Raw genomic sequence first — 16,914 nt, 5'->3', positions numbered from 1 at the left:
CAACGGAATACCCCCGGGTCGAGCGCCCGGGGGTATTTTCGTTCCGAAGTCCGTACGACGGAACGACCCGAAGAGGACAACCTCATGGGAAAGCCCACGCCATATCAATATTCCGTTGTTGTCCCGCTTCCCGAGGAAGACGAGATCGCCCGCGTGGTCGGTGACGGGTATGACCCTGATACGGCACTCAATGTGATGAAGATGATGAGCGGCACCGGAGACTTCTTCCCGGCGCTCGCCGGCATGGTGAATGCCGTCTTCAGTGAGCGCGACATCGACGCCAAGCACCGAGAGGTCATCATTTTGCGCGCGGCCTCGGTACTCAACTGCCCCTACGAGTGGCAGGCGAACGAACAGATGGCTCGCAACGCGGGCCTCACGACGTCCGAGATCGAATCGATCGCCGAGGATGGCGAGCAGGAAAACCTCGATGCCGAATATCGGCTGTTGATCGCGGCCACCGACGAGCTCCTCAAGTCCGGGACGCTCAGCGATGGGACTCTGCAAGCTCTGCTCGACACGTTCGGGGCCACAACCACGCGCAAGTACGTCGCCACGATCGGGTGGTTCAGCATGCTGAGTCTGTTCCTCAACGGCACCAGAGTCCCCATGGAGACAACCGACAAGATCGGCCAGCGCACCTCACCCCTCGGATGAGGATGCGGCTGCGGTCAACCACCACCGAGACGACGGTGGTCGACAAGCCGAGCGTGGGGCTAATGCACGAAATCCCAACGGTTTTCGTGCACAGGCCCCACCGTCGGCGCAATTTCGCCGCCGCGGCGCGCTTTAGAACTTGGAACCCAATCCCGCGATCAGGTTGATGGTGACCGCCAGGACGACCGCGCCGAGCAGGTAGGACAGCAGCGCCTGGCGCAGCACCGTCGCCCTGATCGATGCCAACCCGATCTCGGTGTCTGACACCTGATAGGTCATGCCGACGGTGAAGGCCACATACGCGAAGTCGCGAAAGCAGGGTCGCTCCGGGTCGTGGAAGTTGATTCCGCCCGGCTCGTCCGAGTAATACAGCCGCGCGTAGTGCACGGTGAACAGCGTGTGCACGGCAAACCAGGATGCCGCGACCGTCAGGACGCCGAGGACGGCGGCTTCCACGGCGCCGGGGCCCGAGCGCGACGCCGCGGCCACCACGTAACCGACCCCGCCCAGGCTCGCGACGCTGGCCGACACGATGACCGCGTCGGCGACCCAGCGGGTGGGGTCCTCCTTCGTCACGTATCTGCAGGTTTGATCGGCATCCATCCCGCCGAGAAGCAGCCGCGTCCACACCACATAGACTCCGGCGGTCACGATCCAGCCGGCCAGCGCGAATCGCCAGCCGACCGTGTTGCCCACCACGAGGGCGACGGCGACTCCGAGCACGGCCGCCACCGCTATCCGAGCCGCGACCGTGTCGCGAAAGAACTCAGCGAGGGATTTCACAATCCCGACCTAAGCACGAGCGCTGGCCATCCGGTACCGCGATGACGTCGGTCGTCATGGCCCGACGATGACCCCGACGATGACGATGACCACGCCGACCAAGACCGCCAGCGACAGCGTTATCAACAGAAAGCTGACAACGCCTTCCTTGGCCGCCGAGGCCTGGTGGTCGCCCGCCGCGATGGGCGCGAATCTGCGACCGGCGCCCCACACCGCCGCGAGCAGAGTGGCCAACCAGTTCGCGTAGCCAGCATACACGATCAGCGCGACCGCCGCGATTCCCCACGCGTGGGGCACGTGGACGTGTGGCCAGAGCAGACCGAGCAACACGAGGAACATGCCGTTGAGCAAAGCCTCGAGGTGGCTCGACAGCGCCATGCGCGCGTTCTTCATCGCGGGCGCGGCGAGCCCGGTGAGCAGCCCGAGCAGGAACAGCACCAGGCCCAAGGTGAACAGCGCGGTCTGCATCTCAGAACGGTAATCCGGCCGCCGCGGGGGCGCGGGTGTTTCGGCTCAGCGGGTGCCCGGCGGCAGGCTGGGCGGGGTCGTCACGGTCGTGGTCGTCGTGGAGGTGGTGGCCGGGGTGCTGGTGACCGTGACGGTGCTCGTGCTGGTGCTCGTCGACGGCGGTGGCACGACGACGGTGGCGGTGCTGGTGGTGACGCTGGTCGTCGACGAGGTCGTCGTCGCCGACGCCGCGGCGATCACACCGCAGGCGATGCGCTTGCTCGACTCGGCGGTGGGGCCGCTGCCCAAGTTGTCGGCGCTCTGGTGCAGGATCAGCGCGCTGCCCGAGCTGTTTCGCAGGTCCGCGGCGGTGAACGAGTTGCTGGTGGTGACCAGTTTCGCCGAGCCGTCGGAACGCACCTGCAGCGCGGTCAGGTCGCCGCTGGCGGGATAACCCGTGTGGTTCGCCGCCTGGTAGACGCTTCCCGCGGAGTCGAAGTCACCCTCGCACTTGCCGACCGAGTGGATTTGCAGCCCATGGAAACCGGGGCTCAGCACCTGATTGGGGCCGGCTTCCACGGTCACCGTCGCGTAGCCGTTGGCGAACTCGAAGGTGGCGTTGGCGACCGGGCTCCCGTCGGCGGTCTTGAGCTGGGTGGTCAGCCTCTCGGTGCCGGGGGCCGGGCTGGTCAGCGGCGACGTATTGGGTTGGCTGCTCTGCTGGTTCGCGCAGGCGGCCAGCGGTGCGATGGTCGCGGCAAGCGCCGCGGCCGCGAGGACTACGCCGTTATTCATGGGCGGTGCTTACCCGATTCGCCGATTTCAAAACGAGTATCACGCGGCTCACAGCGAACTCAGCAGGGCGGCGCGACCGCGCACGCGGAGCCTGTTGAGCGTCGACTGACGCAACCGGGCGATGCGCTCGACCATTCGGTTTCCGAGGCGCTAGAGCATCTCCTCACTCAAATCTATTGGGGCCGGGCACAAGTCGCGCTCCTCTTCGCTGGCGTGGGCGTCGAGGACCGTGACGAACGAGTGCCACGGACGGCGGCCGGAAATCGTTCATTCGACGGATCGCGCCGATGACGTTGTCGGGGCCCGACAACGAGGCGGTGCGCCGTTGTCCGGTTCGCGCAAGCCCGCCCGCGGCCGCGCACGCGAGCATGGAATCAGCAGCCGACGAAGACTTCGCCCCAGGGCGACCCGAGTCGTCAGGGGCGGTGCACCGCCCGCCCCTGGCGACAACCCCTCGACACGAAAGGGCGTCACGCGCCATGACCGCCATTCAACCCCTCCGGATGACGCCGCATGATTACACCCGATTGCACGAGGAACTCGCCGGCCTGCGTTCGCGGCGCGGCGTCGAAGTTCCCGACGACCTCATGGACGACAACCCGAAACTCCGTGCGCGCCAATCGGTGCGACAAGCGCGCATCTGCCAGATCGAGGGCCTGCTGTCGAACGCGGTGGTCGTCGGCGAGGCGGCCGCCTTCGACCCCGTCGCCAAAGCGGGCATGGTGTTGACCATCGGCTACGACGACACCGGCGAAACCGAAACGTTTCTGCTCGGCAGGCCTTGTCCCGAGGACACCGACCTCAAGGCCTACTCGATGGCGTCCCCGCTGGGCCGCGTCATCGCCGGCGCCCGTCCCGGCGAACGACGCTTCTACGCAATCCCCGACGGGGCAGGGCGGTTCGTGACGCTGCTGAAGGCCCTGCCCTACGGGATGCACGTGGCGAAAAGCCGTCGGCCACAGGTGGTCTTGCGGCACGATGTGTCACGCGTCCCGGACAAACAGATCCACCGATGGGAAGGCGAGGGCGGCGCTTCGGTCCGCCAATCCGATTGTGGCCGAACAGGTTCGACCAATCAGGCGCTGCGCCGGATGCCCCTGCCGATGTCGCCCTTGAGGAGGAGGTCGCGCTCGGATTCCGACAGGCCACCCCAAACCCCGTAGGGCTCACCGACTTCGAGGGCGTGCGAACGGCATTCCTGGATCACCGGGCACTGCCGGCACATTTCCTTGGCGCGCTGCTCGCGTTGCATGCGGGCGCGGCCGCGCTCGCCGTCGGGGTGGAAAAACACCGCTGAGTCAACGCCGCGGCACAAGCCCTGCAGTTGCCAATTCCAGATGTCGGCGTTGGGTCCAGGTAGCTGCTCCGGCTGTGGCATTGGTTCGTTCCCTCTCTGCACGGCCCGCCAAGGGAGGTCAGGTTCGCGAAAGCGATTTGTGTGCAACTTAAATTAAGTGGAGCGGAGTCCCCGATGACTACCCGTCATGCGTAGACGTTAGGGGCGACGGTGAATTTCCGTCAATAGCCACTTAGCCCGGCAAAGTATGTATCCCTTGGTGCAAAATTAACTTTGCGTTCATCTCGAATGAAATTGCGACGCCGACGCCTCGCTACCAGGCAGTTGACCGAAAGGAGATTCCCCAGCTCAGCGGCGGCAGGAGCGGCGAGCCGAATTTATCCATGCGCTATAGTGATTAACCGTTCGGTAACAGGAAGACCACAAACTGTTTACTACATCATTGTGATTGAAACTCGTCACACTTCCTCGATTGAGCGGCAGTTGGCCGACGCCGCGTTCGGAGACCGGCCCGGTGCCTGGCCGCTGCCGTCGGCGACGACGCCCGCGCAACTGTGGCTGCGCGCCGTCGCGGCCGGGGGCCAGGGCCGCTACGGCGCCGCGCAGCGCGACCTCGCGGTGCTGCGCCGCGATGCCCCGGCCGGACGGCTGGCCTCGCTGGGCATGAGCACGCAGGGATCGTTCCTGCGCCAGCTCGGCTGGCACACCGTGGCGCGCGGCTGGGACGGGCGCGCCCTGGCGCTGGCCGGCGACGACCCCGAGGCGGGCGCCGACGCCCTGATCGGGCTGGCGGCCGACGCGCTGGGTGTCGGGCGCTTCGCGGCCGCGGCGACGCTGCTGGCGCGCGCCGACCCGCTGCTGTCATCCCCGGACCCCAAAACGGCCGTGCCCGAGCGGCTCCCGGTGCGCCGCCGGTGGGTGGCCGCCGAGCTCGCGATGGCCCGCGGCGAGGGCGACGCCGCCGTCCGCCATGCCGGCGAGGCGGTCGAGCTGGCGGCGGCCATGGCCGTCCCCTCGGCGCGGCACCACGTCAAAAGCGAGGTGGTGCTGGCCGCCGCCCTGTGCAGCGCGGGAAACATCGAGCGCGCCCGCGCGGTCGCGGACGCCGCGCTGCAGACCACCGGCCGGTTGGGTCTGCTTCCGCTTCGTTGGGCGTTGGCGTGCTTGCTGATCGATATCGAAAGTGTCACTTTTTCGGCACGGCAACTGCACGAAATCCGCGATGTCTGCGCAGGCCAGGTGCGGCACGCCGGTGGAACGTGGCGTTCCGCTTGAAACGGCCTCCCGCCCGTTATTGTCAGTTCGTTAGTTAGCCCAGTTGGCCCGCGATGTGTCCGGTTCGTAACGTTAGGGATATCACCGTCGATGACAATTCCAGCAGGGGAACGTCTCGATGCTGTGGTCGCCAAGGCCGTCACCGGAGACCACGGTGCATTGAGGGAGGTGCTGGAGACCATCCGCCCGATCGTCGTGCGATATTGCCGGGCGCGCGTCGGCACCGCGGAGCGGGGTGGCCTGTCAGCGGATGACGTGGCGCAGGAGGTGTGCTTGGCGACCATCACGGCGCTGCCCCGCTATCGCGATCGCGGACGCCCCTTTCTGGCTTTCCTGTATGGCATCGCGGCCCACAAGGTCGCCGACGCCCATCGGGCCGCCGGTCGCGATCTCGCCTATCCCACCGAATCGGTTCCCGAACGTTGGTCGCCCGACGCGGGGCCCGAACAGCTTGCCATCGAAGCCGATTCGGTGAGCCGGATGAGCGAGCTGCTCGAAATCCTGCCCGCCAAGCAGCGCGAGATCTTGATCCTGCGCGTCGTCGTCGGCCTGTCCGCCGAGGAGACCGCGGCCGCGGTCGGCAGTACCACGGGTGCGGTCCGAGTTGCCCAGCACCGCGCCTTGTCGCGGTTGAAGTCCGAGATGATTGCGGCAGGTGACTGTGCCTGACTCACTGGATGAATTCGCCCGCACCGATCTGCTCCTCGATGCGCTGGCCCAGCGCCGGCCGGTGATCGTCGAGGACCGAGACGTCGACGTGCTGACCACCATGCTCGAGGACTGGCGCGACAACCTGAGATGGCCCCCGGCCAGCGCGCTGGTGACGCCCGAGGAGGCGGTCAACGCGTTGCGCACCGGGCTGGCCGAGCGCCGTCGGGGCCGCCGCGGACTGACCGCCGTCGGCTCGGTGGCCGCGGCGCTGATCGCGCTCAGTGGGTTCGGGGCCATGGTGGTCGAGGCCCGTCCCGGCACCCCGCTGCACGGGCTGCACGCGATGTTCTTCGACCAACCGCGGGTCAACGAGAAGCAGGAAATGCTGGCGGCCAAGGCCGACCTGGCGAAGGTGCAGGAATCGATCGACCGTGGCGAGTGGGAGCAGGCCAAAAATCAGCTGACCGACGTGAGCAGTCTGGTGCAGTCGATCGACGACCCCGCCGTCAGGCAGGACCTGATGAACCAGCTGAAGCTGTTGAACGCCAAGGTCGAATCGCGCAACCCGAACGCCACAGTGCCGACCCCGTCAGCCACGCCGAAGGCGGCCATCCCGTTGCCGGGGCCGTCCTAAAGGGTGGGACTCAGTGACGCCGGTGGAAACCGTCGGCGTCTGACGTCGCCTCGTTGAGCGAGGCGTCGGCGTAGCCCCGGCAGTAATCCCACGTGACGTAGGCGTCCGGCTCGGGGTCATAGGCGGGCTCGTGCGGGCGCACCGTGCCGTCGATCAACAGCTGCAGCAGGTTGGCGCGCAGCATGTCCCAGTCGTGATAGTGATCCTGCTGGCACTCGTCGCAGCAGACCACGAGCCCGCGAATACCTTTGTGCGCCAGCAACGCTTCGTACACCGCCAGATCGGCGAGATCGGCCTCGACGGCCATCCGCTCTTGCTGATCGAGGGGCTGGCCTGGCTCGACGGCTTCCAGCGCCGCCGACGGATCGCAGGGGTCGTCGGCGAAAGGATCGGGCGGCAAACCCGGTGGGAGGTGGTCGCGCACGCCTCTAGCCTACGCAGCCCGGTCGCGATAACGCCAGCAGGGAGCCACCCGCCGTTCTCTGTTCCGGTTGGTGCGCGCGGCGCGCCACGAGCAAGCGAACTCCAGGCTGTGCCCGATCGGCCGGCTTCCTCCACGCGCCGTCCCGGCGCGCATCGTCACCCGGCGAACGGGAGCCGATAGGATGGGTTTCTCACGCCGCATCGTATGGAGGACCCCACTGATGACCCGTGGCACGTCCCACCTGGAAGAAAGCTCTGACCTCGTCGGCAGTCCGTATGTGCGGGTCGGTGGCCTGGTCGATGACCCGGTGCCCACGGGCGGCGACAACCCGCACAAGATCGCGATGCTGGGGCTGACGTTCGACGACGTCCTGTTGCTGCCCGCGGCCTCCGATGTGGTCCCCGCCACGGCCGACACCTCCAGCCAGCTCACCAAGAAGATCAGGCTCAAGGTGCCGCTCGTGAGCTCGGCGATGGACACCGTCACCGAGTCGCGGATGGCGATCGCGATGGCGCGCGCCGGCGGCATGGGTGTGCTGCACCGCAACCTGCCCGTCGCCGAACAGGCCGGCCAGGTCGAGATGGTGAAGCGCTCCGAGGCCGGCATGGTCACCGATCCGGTCACCTGCCGCCCGGACAACACGCTGGCCCAGGTCGACGCGCTGTGCGCGCGGTTCCGGATCTCCGGCCTTCCGGTGGTCGACGAGGCGGGCTCCCTCGTCGGCATCATCACCAACCGCGACATGCGCTTCGAGGTCGACCAGAGCAAGAAGGTCGCCGAGGTGATGACCAAGGCCCCGCTGATCACCGCGCAGGAGGGCGTGTCCGCCGACGCGGCGCTGGGCCTGTTGCGGCGCCACAAGATCGAGAAGCTGCCCATCGTCGACGGCCACGGCAGGCTGACCGGGTTGATCACCGTCAAGGACTTCGTCAAGACCGAACAGCACCCGCTGGCCACCAAGGACAGCGACGGCCGGCTGCTGGTCGGCGCCGCCGTCGGCGTCGGCGGCGACGCCTGGGTGCGCGCCATGATGCTGGTCGACGCCGGGGTGGACGTGCTGATCGTGGACACCGCGCACGCGCACAACCGCCTGGTGCTCGACATGGTCGGCAAACTCAAGGCCGAGGCGGGCGACCGCGTGGAGGTGATCGGCGGCAACGTCGCCACCCGCTCGGCCGCCGCCGCGCTCGTCGCCGCCGGCGCCGACGCCGTGAAGGTGGGCGTGGGACCGGGGTCGATCTGCACCACGCGTGTGGTGGCCGGCGTCGGCGCGCCGCAGATCACCGCGATCCTGGAAGCCGTCGCCGCCTGCGGGCCGGCCGGGGTGCCGGTGATCGCCGACGGCGGGCTGCAGTATTCCGGCGACATCGCCAAGGCGCTGGCCGCCGGGGCGTCGACCGCCATGCTGGGCTCGCTGCTCGCGGGCACCGCCGAGGCGCCCGGCGAGCTGATCTTCGTCAACGGCAAGCAGTTCAAGAGCTACCGCGGCATGGGATCGCTGGCGGCCATGGCCGGCCGGGGCTCCGGGAGCGGAAAGTCCTACTCCAAGGACCGCTACTTCGCCGACGACGCGCTCTCCGAGGACAAGTTGGTCCCGGAGGGGATCGAGGGCCGGGTGCCGTTCCGCGGCCCGCTGTCCTCGGTGATCCACCAGCTGACCGGCGGTCTGCGCGCGGCGATGGGATACACCGGCTCGTCGACCATCGAGGAACTGCAACAGGCCCAGTTCGTCCGCATCACGGCGGCCGGGCTGCGGGAAAGCCACCCGCACGACGTCGCGATGACGGTCGAAGCCCCCAACTACTACGCGCGCTGAGGCCCAGATGGTCGAGATCGGGATGGGCCGCATCGCCCGTCGCAGCTATGAACTGAGCGAAGTCAGCATCGTCCCCTCCCGGCGCACCCGCTCGTCGCAGGATGTGTCGACCGCCTGGCAGCTCGACGCCTACCGGTTCGAGATCCCGGTGCTGGCGCATCCGACCGATGCGCTGGTGTCGCCGGAGTTCGCGATCGAGTTGGGCCGCCTCGGCGGCCTGGGCGTGCTCAACGGCGAGGGGCTGATCGGCCGGCACGCCGATGTCGAGGCGAAGATCGCTCAGCTGGTCGAGGCGGCCAGCAAGGAGCCCGAGCCCTCGGCGGCGATCCGGCTGCTGCAGGAATTCCATGCCGCGCCGCTGAACCCGGACCTGCTGGGCGCCGCCGTCGCCCGCATCCGGGAGGCCGGCGTCACCACCGCGGTGCGGGTCAGCCCGCAAAACGCCCAGGCGCTCACCCCGGTGTTGCTGCAGGCCGGCATCGACCTGCTGGTCATCCAGGGCACCATCGTTTCCGCCGAAAGAGTGGCCAGCGATGGGGAACCGCTGAACCTCAAGACCTTCATCTCCGAGCTCGACGTGCCGGTGGTCGCCGGCGGCGTGCAGGACCATCGCACCGCGCTGCACCTGATGCGCACCGGCGCCGCTGGCGTGATCGTCGGCTACGGCTCCACCCGGGGCGTGACCACCAGCGACGAGGTGCTGGGCATCAGCGTGCCGATGGCCACCGCGATCGCCGACGCCGCCGCCGCGCGCCGCGAGTACCTCGACGAGACCGGCGGCCGCTACGTGCACGTGCTGGCCGACGGGGACATCCACGCCTCGGGGGAGTTGGCGAAGGCGATCGCCTGCGGCGCCGACGCCGTGATGCTGGGCACGCCGCTCGCCGAGTCCGCCGAGGCGCTCGGCGAGGGATGGTTCTGGCCGGCCGCGGCTGCGCACCCGTCGTTGCCGCGCGGGGCGCTGCTGCAGATCGCCGTCGGTGAGCGCCCGCCGCTGCAGCAGGTGCTCAACGGGCCGTCCGACGACCCCTTCGGCACCCTCAACCTGGTCGGCGGCCTCCGCCGGTCGATGGCCAAGGCCGGCTATTGCGACCTCAAGGAGTTCCAGAAGGTCGGCCTGACCGTCGGTAGCTAGCGCATCGACAGAGGCTCGTTGGTTGTTACCGGCGGGTAAGGCCATACTGGTGCGATGGAGCCGGATTACGACGTCCTGATCATCGGTTCGGGTTTCGGGGGCAGCGTCAGCGCGTTGCGGCTGACGGAAAAGGGCTACCGCGTCGGCGTCCTCGAGGCCGGACGCCGGTTCGCCGACGAGGATTTCGCCGAGACGTCCTGGGACCTGCGTAAGTTCTTGTGGGCGCCGAAGCTCGGTTGCTACGGCATCCAGCGCATCCACCCGCTGCGCAACGTGATGATCCTGGCGGGCGCCGGGGTGGGCGGCGGCTCGCTGAACTACGCCAACACGCTGTATGTGCCGCCGGAGCCGTTCTTCAAGGACCAGCAGTGGGCGCACATCACCGACTGGCGCGACGAGCTGATGCCGCACTACGACCAGGCGCGGCGGATGCTGGGCGTGGTCGAGAACCCGACCTTCACCGACGCCGACCGCATCGTCAAACAGGTCGCCGACGAGATGGGCTGCGGCGACACGTTCGTGCCGACCCCGGTCGGCGTGTTCTTCGGTCCCGACGGCACCAAGGCGCCGGGCAAAACCGTGCCGGACCCCTTCTTCGGCGGCGCGGGACCCGAACGCACCGGCTGCCTGGAGTGCGGTTGCTGCATGACCGGGTGCCGCTACGGCGCCAAGAACACCCTGCTGAAGAACTACCTCGCCCTCGCGGAATCGGGTGGGGCGCAAGTCATTCCGATGACGACGGTGAAGCGATTCGAGCAGCGCCCCGACGGGCTGTGGGAGGTCCGCACGGTGCGCACCGGCAGCTGGCTGCGCCGCGACCGCCGCACCTACACCGCCAGGCACCTGATCCTGGCCGCCGGGACGTGGGGCACCCAGCACCTGCTGTTCAAGATGCGCGACGAGGGCCGGCTGCCCCGGCTCTCCAAGCGCCTCGGCGTGCTGACCCGCACCAACTCCGAGTCCATCGTCGGCGCCGGGCGCCTGGAGGTCTCCCCGGACCTGGACCTGACCCACGGGGTGGCGATCACGTCGTCGATCCACCCGACGCCGGACACCCACATCGAGCCGGTCCGCTACGGCAAGGGCTCCAACGCGATGGGGCTGCTGCAGACGTTGATGACCGACGGGCCCGGGCCCGAAGGCACCGACGTGCCCCGCTGGAAGCAATTGCTCGACACCGCCCGGGAGGATCCGCGCGGCATGCTGCGGCTGCTCAACGCCCGCCAGTGGAGCGAGCGCACGATGATCGCGCTGGTGATGCAGCACCTGGACAACTCGATCACCACCTTCACCAAACGCGGGAAGCTCGGCATCCGCTGGTACACCAGCAAGCAGGGCCACGGCGAGCCGAACCCGACGTGGATTCCGGTGGGCAATGAGGTCACCCGCCGCATCGCCGCCAAGATCGACGGCGTGGCCGGCGGCACCTGGGGCGAGCTGTTCAACATCCCGCTGACCGCGCATTTCCTCGGCGGCGCCGTGATCGGCGACAACGCCGACCACGGGGTCATCGACCCCTATCACCGGGTCTACGGCTACCCGACGCTTTTTGTGGTGGACGGGGCCGCCATCTCGGCGAACCTGGGCGTGAACCCGTCGTTGTCCATCACCGCCCAGGCCGAGCGGGCCGCGTCGCTGTGGCCCAACAACGGCGAAAACGACCGGCGCCCGGCGCAGGGCGAGCCGTATCGCCGGCTGGACCCGATAGCGCCGGCGCATCCGCGGGTGCCCCTCTTCGCCCCGGGCGCGCTGCGCTGGTCACCGGTCGATCCGGTCAGCTCGGTGGGTTAACTCGCCAGTACCTCGAGCGGTGTGCCGCTGACCACCCGGCTGCGCTCGCCGCGCACGTTGACCGGCACATCGCCCATCAACGTGATGCGGTGCATGAGCCGGGGCTGGTCGTCGTAGTCGTCGATCGCCCGGTGCTGGGTCGCGCGGTTGTCCCACATGGCGACGTCGCCCGGCGCCCAGCTCCAGCGAACGGTGTTCTCGGGCATGGTGATTCGTCGTTGCAGCAGCTCCAGCAGGACGCTCGACTCGTGGCTGTCCAGGCCGACGAAGCCGCGCACGAAATCGCCGGCCAGCAGGGCGCGTTCACCGGTCTCCGGGTGCACCCGCACCACGGGATGCTCGGTGCGGAAGTCCGGCTTCTCGAAGGCTTGCCGAAACGCCCGCTGCGCGTCGTTCATCGACATGACCGCTTCGGTGGACACGTAGTCGTGGCGGTTGGTGTGCAGCGCCCAGAGGTTTTCCGCCAGGTGCTTCAGCGGCTCGGGCAGATGCTGGTAGGCCGCCACGGTCGAGGCCCACAGCGTCGAGCCGCCATAGCTGGGCAGGGTGACCGCCCGCAGGATCGAGGCCGCCGGGTAGTTGGCGGCGAACGTGACGTCGGTGTGCCAGCGGGTCGCCTTGCCGTACTCGGAGTCGATCGGCGTGATCACCGGCATGTGCTTGGCGGCCAGGGCGGACGCGGCCGGGTGGCCGATGGGAGTGCCCAGCAGGCGGGCGAAGTCGAGCTGATGCGCGTCGTCGAGGTGGTGCTGGTGGCGAAAGAAGACGACCTTGTGCGTCAACAGCGCCCGGCGGATCGTCTCGACCGCGCCGTCATCCAAGTGGCCGCCGAGGCTCACGCCGTCGACCCGGGCCCCGATGCGGCTTCCCAGCTTGGTGACGGTTATCTGACTTGTCATGGTCGTCTTCCTCGAGTCAAAACGGGTGTAGTCAAGCGACTACATTTGGTAGTGTAGTCAGATGACTACAACTTCCGCAACGGGCCGCGGGAAAGTGCCGACGGGGCGTGCGGAAGTGGCCGCGGCGATCTTGGAGGCCGCCACCGATCTGTTCGCCGAGCGCGGCCCGGCCGCGACCTCCATCCGCGACGTCGCCGCGCGGGCAGGCGTCAATCACGGGCTGGTGTTCCGGCACTTCGGCACCAAGGAACAACTCGTCGGCGCCGTGCTCGACCACCTGGGCGCCGACCTGAGCGCCCTGCTGGAGACCGACACACCCCCGGACGTGGTGCAGCGGTCCCTGGACCGCCAGATGCGGGTGATGGCCCGCACCGTGCTCGACGGGTATCCGGCGGGGCAACTGCAGAAGCGCTTTCCCAACATCGCGACCCTGCTCGACGGGGTGCGGCCGCTCTACGACGACGAGGTCAAGGCGCGGCTCGCGGTCGCCAATGCCCTTGCGCTGCAGTTCGGTTGGCGGTTGTTCGCGCCGGTGCTGCGCTCGGCGACCGGGATCGAGGAGCTGACGGACGCCGAACTGCGCGCCGCGGTGGGCGCCGAAGTCGAGCGGATTCTCGGGCCCGCCGACGCTCAGTGAGGCCGGGAGAGCACCCGCCGGTGCATGGGTTCGCGCCCCGGTGGCTGGCGCGGCGGCGGCATGTGCGGCTTGCGCATACGCACGGCGACGGTCGTCGGTGATTCGGTGCTCAACTCGAGGTCCTCGCCGGCGTGCCGGATGGTCAGCTCACCGCCGGGCCCGTCGCGCAGCGTGTACGTGACGTCGACGTGGTTGACGTCGATGGTGACCCGGAAGTCGCGCCACCGCAGCCGGAATCGCAACCGCGAAATGCCGTCCGGCAGAGCAGGATCCAGCGACAGCACGCCCTCGTCGTCGCGCAGGCCCCCGAACCCGGCCACCAGCGCGGTCCAGGCGCCGGCGAGCGAGGCCATGTGCAGACCGTCGCGGGTGTTGTGGTGCAGATCCCGCAGGTCGATCAGCGCGGCCTCGTAGGCGTAGTCGTGCGCCAGCTCCATATGCCCGACCTCGGCGCACATCACCGCCTGGGTGCAGGCCGACAGCGACGAGTCCCGCACCATGCGCGGCTCGTAGTAGTCGACGTTGCGGGCCTTCTGTTCGGGGGTGAACGCGTGGCTCTGCCAGTGCATCGCCAGCACCAGGTCGGCCTGCTTGATCACCTGCGCGGGGTAGAGCCGCACGTAGGCCTCGTGCAGCAGCAGCGGGTAGGTGGTGTTCTTCTCGAAGTCCCATTCGGCGTAGGTGGTGAACCCCTCGCACTGCTGATGGACGCCCAGGCCGGGGTCGAAGGGGATGTGGGCGGCGTCGGCGGCATCGCGCCAGGCCGCCGCCTCCTCGGTGGTGACCCCCAGCGCCTTGGCCGCGTCGGGATGGCGGTTGCACGCGTCGGCGGCGGTGTGCAGGTTGTGCGCGGCCATCAGGTTGGTGAAGGCGTTGTCGCGGACCACCGCGGTGTACTCGTCGGGGCCGGTGACGCCGTCGAGGTGCCAGACGCCGTGCCGGTCGTGATGGCCGAGCGAGAGCCAGAGCCGGGCGGTCTCGACCAGCACCTCCAGGCCGCAATCGGCCTCCAGGTCGTTGTCCCCGGTGACGATCCGGTAGCGCTCGAAGGCCATCGCGATGTCGGCGTTGATGTGCCAGGCCGCCGTGCCGGCCGGCCAGTACGCCGAGCACTCCTGCCCCCGGATGGTCCGCCAGGGGAAGGCGGCGCCCTCGAGGCCCAGTTCGGCCGCCCGCTCCTTGGCCAGATCCAGGGTGGACGCCCGCCACCGCAGCGCGTCGGCCACCGTGTGCGGCGCGGTGTAGGTCAGGACCGGCAGCACGTAACCCTCCGTGTCCCAAAAGGCGTGCCCGTCATAGCCGGTTCCGGTGAGCCCCTTGGCGGCGATGGCGCGGCGTTCGGCGCGGGCGCTGGCCTGCAGCAGGTGGAAGAGCCCGAAGCGCACCGCCTGCTGGGATTCGGGGTCGCCCTCGACCTCGACGTCCGCGCAATCCCAGAAATCGTCCAGATACTTCCGCTGCGAATCCAGCAGGCCCTGCCACCCGCTGTAGCGGCCGCCGTGCAGCGCGGCCGCGACCTGGTCGCGCAGCGCCGGACGCGAGCGCATGCTCGACCAGCCGTAGGCCAGGTACTTGACGATGCGCAGCTTCTGCCCCTCGCGCAGCCCGCAGATCACGGTGGTGCGGGCCAAATCCGCGCGCGCGTCGGTGCTGACCTCGACGCGGCCGGGCACCTCGACCTCGTGATCCATCCCGGCGGCCATCATCAGCGCGCTGCTGCGGGTGCGGTGCATGAGAACCGCTCCGGTATCGGTGTTTTCGTGGGCGACCTCTTCGAGCGGGTTCTCCAGGATGGCCGACACGCGCGGGTCGCCGGAGGTCTGGGGCTGGTCCTCGTTGGTGACCAGTTCGGACTGGACCGTGACCCGCACGAAATCGCCGACCGCTTCCACGACGTACTCGATGGCGGCCAGGCCGCGGTGCGGCAGGGAGACGAGCCGGGTGGAGACGACGTTGACCTCTTTGCCCGCGGGCGAGCGCCAGTGCGCGGTTCTTTTCAGCGTTCCGGCGCGCAGGTCGAGATCGCGCTCGTGGGAGATCAGTTCGCCGTAGCGCACGTCGAAGGGCTCGTCCTCGACCAGCAACCGGATGATCTTGCCGTTGGTGACGTCGACGAGCGTCTGGCCGGCTTCCGGGTAGCCGTAGCCGGCTTCGGCGTAGGGCAGCGGCCGGATCTCGTAGAAGGAGTTCAGGTAAGTGCCCGGCAGGCCGTAGGGCTCGCCCTCGTCGAGGTTGCCGCGCAGCCCGATGTGCCCGTTGGACAGGGTGAACAGGGATTCCGACTGGGCCAGCAGGTTGAGGTCAAGCTGGGTTTCGCGAACGTGCCATGGGTCAACGGGAAACGCTTCGTCGGTGATCATGACTGCAGCAACTCGGCGAGGTCGCTGACCACCACGTCCGCGCCGTTGCGGCGTAAGTCCTCGGCTTGGCCCACTCGGTCGACACCTATCACGAAACCGAAGTTACCGGCCCGGCCGGCCGCCACTCCCGACAAGGCGTCTTCGAACACGGCCGCCTCCTCGGCGGAAACGTCGAGCAATTCCGCCCCCCGCAGGTAGGAGTCGGGTGCCGGCTTGCCGGCGATGTGCTCCTGGCGCAGGGTGATGCCGTCCACCCGCTGCTGCACGAACCGATCCAGGCCGGTGACCTCGAGGACGTCGCGGGTGTTGGCGCTCGACGACACGACCGCGATGCCCAGGCCCGCGGCCGACGCCGCCTCGAGGTAGCGCCGCGACCCGTCGAACACCTTGACGCCGTCTTGCTTGAGGACCTTCTGGAACATGTCGTTCTTGCGGTTACCCAGGCCGTAGACCGTCTCGGCGTCATCGGGGTCGTCGGGGCTGCCGTCGGGCAGCTCGATGCCACGGCTTTCCAGAAACGACCGGACCCCGTCCTCGCGCTTCTTGCCGTCCACGTATTCGCGGTAGTCCGCGGCCGCGTCGAAGGGCACGAACTCGTCGCCGGTGCGCTTGGCCCGGTCGGACAGGTACGCGTCGAACATGGCCTTCCAGGCCTTGGTGTGCACACTGGCGGTGTCGGTGAGCACGCCGTCGAGGTCGAACAGGCAGGCGCGCACTTTCTCTGGCAGACCCAGCACGGGTACTCACTCTCGGGTATCGGGGTTGGGCGCTATCTACTCCACCATGCCGACGTGCATGTCGCCAGGGATGACCGGGTATTGCGCCGGGACCTCAATCCTCGCTCGGGTGCGCCCCATTGCCGTCGTCCGGGGTCCAGGTGCCCGGGATCATCGGCACGCGGGGTCCGTCGCCGAATTCGTCGCCGACCATCGTGGTCAGCCCGGCCGCGGCGACGGGTTCCTTGCGTGCCGTGCCGGCGAAGCCCAGGGGTGCGGCGCCGCGTTGCGACGCCGTCGTCGCCGGCTCGTCCCAGTCGGGATCGACGTCGACGTTCATGTCCATGAACTCGTCGCCGTGACCTCGTTGCCGCCCCCGCTGGCGCCGGCGGGCCCGCGCCGCTCCCGGGCGGCCGCCGCGGCGACCGTTGCGGCCGAATCAGGCTCGGGCGCCTTTCTTTTCGCGCCGGCGGCGGCGCCCGCACTCATGCCCGAACCGAACCCGATGCCGGGAGGCGCGAGGGCGTAGGGAGGCACGAATGGGGCAGCGCCCGGGGCCGGCGGCGCGGGCGGTGCCGGGCTGGCCACGGTGCTGAC

General features: G+C 68.8%; 15 protein-coding genes and 3 pseudogenes. 9 read left to right on the top strand and 9 right to left on the bottom strand.

Annotation, left to right across the window (positions count from 1 at the left end; translation table 11 throughout):
* Positions 1-84: 84 nt before the first annotated feature.
* Positions 85-657 carry a carboxymuconolactone decarboxylase family protein gene (locus JF781_RS14610; RefSeq protein WP_225330440.1) on the top strand — a complete coding sequence of 191 codons (573 nt, stop codon included), beginning with the start codon at positions 85-87 and terminating at the stop codon, positions 655-657.
* Positions 658-789: 132 nt separating this feature from the next.
* Here JF781_RS14610 and JF781_RS14605 read toward each other — a convergent pair whose 3' ends face one another.
* From JF781_RS14605 to JF781_RS14595, 3 genes are read right to left on the bottom strand one after another with little or no spacing between them, the layout of a single operon-like run.
* The gene (locus JF781_RS14605; protein ID WP_225330441.1) at positions 790-1,440 is read right to left on the bottom strand and encodes a DUF1345 domain-containing protein; all 651 of its coding nucleotides are present in this window, start codon (positions 1,438-1,440) and stop codon (positions 790-792) included.
* Positions 1,441-1,494: 54 nt separating this feature from the next.
* A complete protein-coding gene (locus tag JF781_RS14600; RefSeq protein WP_225330442.1) occupies positions 1,495-1,908 on the bottom strand; it encodes a hydrogenase in 414 nt (137 codons plus the stop codon).
* Between the two features lie 45 nt (positions 1,909-1,953).
* A complete protein-coding gene (locus JF781_RS14595; protein ID WP_225330443.1) occupies positions 1,954-2,682 on the bottom strand; it encodes a superoxide dismutase family protein in 729 nt (242 codons plus the stop codon).
* A 479-nt stretch (positions 2,683-3,161) separates the two neighbouring features.
* On the opposite strand from JF781_RS14595, the pseudogene JF781_RS14590 reads away from it, so the two are divergent.
* Positions 3,162-3,656: pseudogene (locus JF781_RS14590) on the top strand (GreA/GreB family elongation factor); the annotation flags it as partial.
* 101 nt (positions 3,657-3,757) lie between these two features.
* Here JF781_RS14590 and JF781_RS14585 read toward each other — a convergent pair.
* The gene (locus tag JF781_RS14585; protein WP_020823504.1) at positions 3,758-4,060 is read right to left on the bottom strand and encodes a WhiB family transcriptional regulator; all 303 of its coding nucleotides are present in this window, start codon (positions 4,058-4,060) and stop codon (positions 3,758-3,760) included.
* A 363-nt stretch (positions 4,061-4,423) separates the two neighbouring features.
* On the opposite strand from JF781_RS14585, the gene JF781_RS14580 reads away from it, so the two are divergent.
* The 3 genes from JF781_RS14580 (at position 4,424) to JF781_RS14570 (ending at position 6,539) form a co-directional block, all read left to right on the top strand.
* Positions 4,424-5,254, top strand: coding sequence for a hypothetical protein (locus JF781_RS14580; protein WP_225341275.1), 831 nt, complete (start codon positions 4,424-4,426; stop codon positions 5,252-5,254).
* A 90-nt stretch (positions 5,255-5,344) separates the two neighbouring features.
* On the top strand, positions 5,345-5,923 hold the full coding sequence (locus JF781_RS14575; RefSeq protein ID WP_225330464.1) for a sigma-70 family RNA polymerase sigma factor: 579 nt from the start codon (positions 5,345-5,347) through the stop codon (positions 5,921-5,923).
* Positions 5,910-6,539 (top strand): anti-sigma-D factor RsdA, encoded by a 630-nt coding sequence (locus tag JF781_RS14570; RefSeq protein WP_308011604.1) that lies wholly within the window; start codon positions 5,910-5,912, stop codon positions 6,537-6,539. The genes JF781_RS14575 and JF781_RS14570 overlap by 14 nt, the downstream gene beginning before the upstream one ends.
* A gap of 10 nt (positions 6,540-6,549) precedes the next feature.
* Here the strand turns inward: JF781_RS14570 and JF781_RS14565 are convergent, their stop codons facing one another.
* Positions 6,550-6,963, bottom strand: a complete 414-nt coding sequence (locus JF781_RS14565; protein ID WP_007773416.1) for a DUF5319 domain-containing protein — start codon at positions 6,961-6,963, stop codon at positions 6,550-6,552.
* A 220-nt stretch (positions 6,964-7,183) separates the two neighbouring features.
* Between JF781_RS14565 and guaB the strand changes: the two genes are divergently transcribed.
* From guaB to JF781_RS14550, 3 genes are read left to right on the top strand one after another with little or no spacing between them, the layout of a single operon-like run.
* A complete protein-coding gene (gene guaB, locus JF781_RS14560; RefSeq protein ID WP_225330465.1) occupies positions 7,184-8,779 on the top strand; it encodes an IMP dehydrogenase in 1,596 nt (531 codons plus the stop codon).
* Positions 8,780-8,786: 7 nt separating this feature from the next.
* Complete coding sequence (locus JF781_RS14555; RefSeq protein ID WP_225330466.1) at positions 8,787-9,914, top strand: GuaB3 family IMP dehydrogenase-related protein; 1,128 nt, start codon at positions 8,787-8,789, stop codon at positions 9,912-9,914.
* Between the two features lie 54 nt (positions 9,915-9,968).
* A complete protein-coding gene (locus JF781_RS14550) occupies positions 9,969-11,705 on the top strand; it encodes a GMC family oxidoreductase N-terminal domain-containing protein (protein WP_225330467.1) in 1,737 nt (578 codons plus the stop codon).
* Here the strand turns inward: JF781_RS14550 and JF781_RS14545 are convergent.
* Positions 11,702-12,604, bottom strand: coding sequence for a TauD/TfdA family dioxygenase (locus tag JF781_RS14545; RefSeq protein WP_225330468.1), 903 nt, complete (start codon positions 12,602-12,604; stop codon positions 11,702-11,704). The genes JF781_RS14550 and JF781_RS14545 overlap by 4 nt on opposite strands.
* A 61-nt stretch (positions 12,605-12,665) precedes the next feature.
* On the opposite strand from JF781_RS14545, the gene JF781_RS14540 reads away from it, so the two are divergent.
* Positions 12,666-13,241 (top strand): TetR/AcrR family transcriptional regulator, encoded by a 576-nt coding sequence (locus JF781_RS14540; protein WP_225330469.1) that lies wholly within the window; start codon positions 12,666-12,668, stop codon positions 13,239-13,241.
* Here the strand turns inward: JF781_RS14540 and JF781_RS14535 are convergent.
* The 3 genes and pseudogenes from JF781_RS14535 to JF781_RS14525 form a co-directional block, all read right to left on the bottom strand.
* Complete coding sequence (locus JF781_RS14535) at positions 13,235-15,601, bottom strand: glycoside hydrolase family 65 protein (RefSeq protein ID WP_225330470.1); 2,367 nt, start codon at positions 15,599-15,601, stop codon at positions 13,235-13,237. The two genes, JF781_RS14540 and JF781_RS14535, sit on opposite strands and share 7 nt — an antisense overlap.
* Positions 15,598-16,420: pseudogene (locus JF781_RS14530) on the bottom strand (beta-phosphoglucomutase family hydrolase). The gene JF781_RS14535 and the pseudogene JF781_RS14530 overlap by 4 nt, the downstream one beginning before the upstream one ends.
* Before the next feature lie 12 nt (positions 16,421-16,432).
* A pseudogene (locus JF781_RS14525) lies at positions 16,433-16,914 on the bottom strand (hypothetical protein); the annotation flags it as partial.

Origin of the sequence: Mycobacterium sp. WUMAC-067 (assembly GCF_020217485.1) — a bacterium.
Classification (GTDB): domain Bacteria; phylum Actinomycetota; class Actinomycetes; order Mycobacteriales; family Mycobacteriaceae; genus Mycobacterium.
Note: the sequence above shows the minus strand (reverse complement) of the source record. Positions and strands in the feature narration are given on the sequence as shown.

What these genes read in the sequence shown, in the direction of transcription:
- JF781_RS14610 (WP_225330440.1), top strand. Translation starts at nt 85, where the DNA reads ATGGGAAAGCCCACGCCATATCAATATTCCGTTGTTGTCCCGCTTCCC.
- JF781_RS14600 (WP_225330442.1), bottom strand. Translation starts at nt 1,908, where the DNA reads ATGCAGACCGCGCTGTTCACCTTGGGCCTGGTGCTGTTCCTGCTCGGG.
- JF781_RS14595 (WP_225330443.1), bottom strand. Translation starts at nt 2,682, where the DNA reads ATGAATAACGGCGTAGTCCTCGCGGCCGCGGCGCTTGCCGCGACCATC.
- JF781_RS14585 (WP_020823504.1), bottom strand. Translation starts at nt 4,060, where the DNA reads ATGCCACAGCCGGAGCAGCTACCTGGACCCAACGCCGACATCTGGAAT.
- JF781_RS14575 (WP_225330464.1), top strand. Translation starts at nt 5,345, where the DNA reads ATGACAATTCCAGCAGGGGAACGTCTCGATGCTGTGGTCGCCAAGGCC.
- guaB (WP_225330465.1), top strand. Translation starts at nt 7,184, where the DNA reads ATGACCCGTGGCACGTCCCACCTGGAAGAAAGCTCTGACCTCGTCGGC.
- JF781_RS14555 (WP_225330466.1), top strand. Translation starts at nt 8,787, where the DNA reads ATGGTCGAGATCGGGATGGGCCGCATCGCCCGTCGCAGCTATGAACTG.
- JF781_RS14550 (WP_225330467.1), top strand. Translation starts at nt 9,969, where the DNA reads ATGGAGCCGGATTACGACGTCCTGATCATCGGTTCGGGTTTCGGGGGC.
- JF781_RS14545 (WP_225330468.1), bottom strand. Translation starts at nt 12,604, where the DNA reads ATGACAAGTCAGATAACCGTCACCAAGCTGGGAAGCCGCATCGGGGCC.
- JF781_RS14540 (WP_225330469.1), top strand. Translation starts at nt 12,666, where the DNA reads ATGACTACAACTTCCGCAACGGGCCGCGGGAAAGTGCCGACGGGGCGT.
- JF781_RS14535 (WP_225330470.1), bottom strand. Translation starts at nt 15,601, where the DNA reads ATGATCACCGACGAAGCGTTTCCCGTTGACCCATGGCACGTTCGCGAA.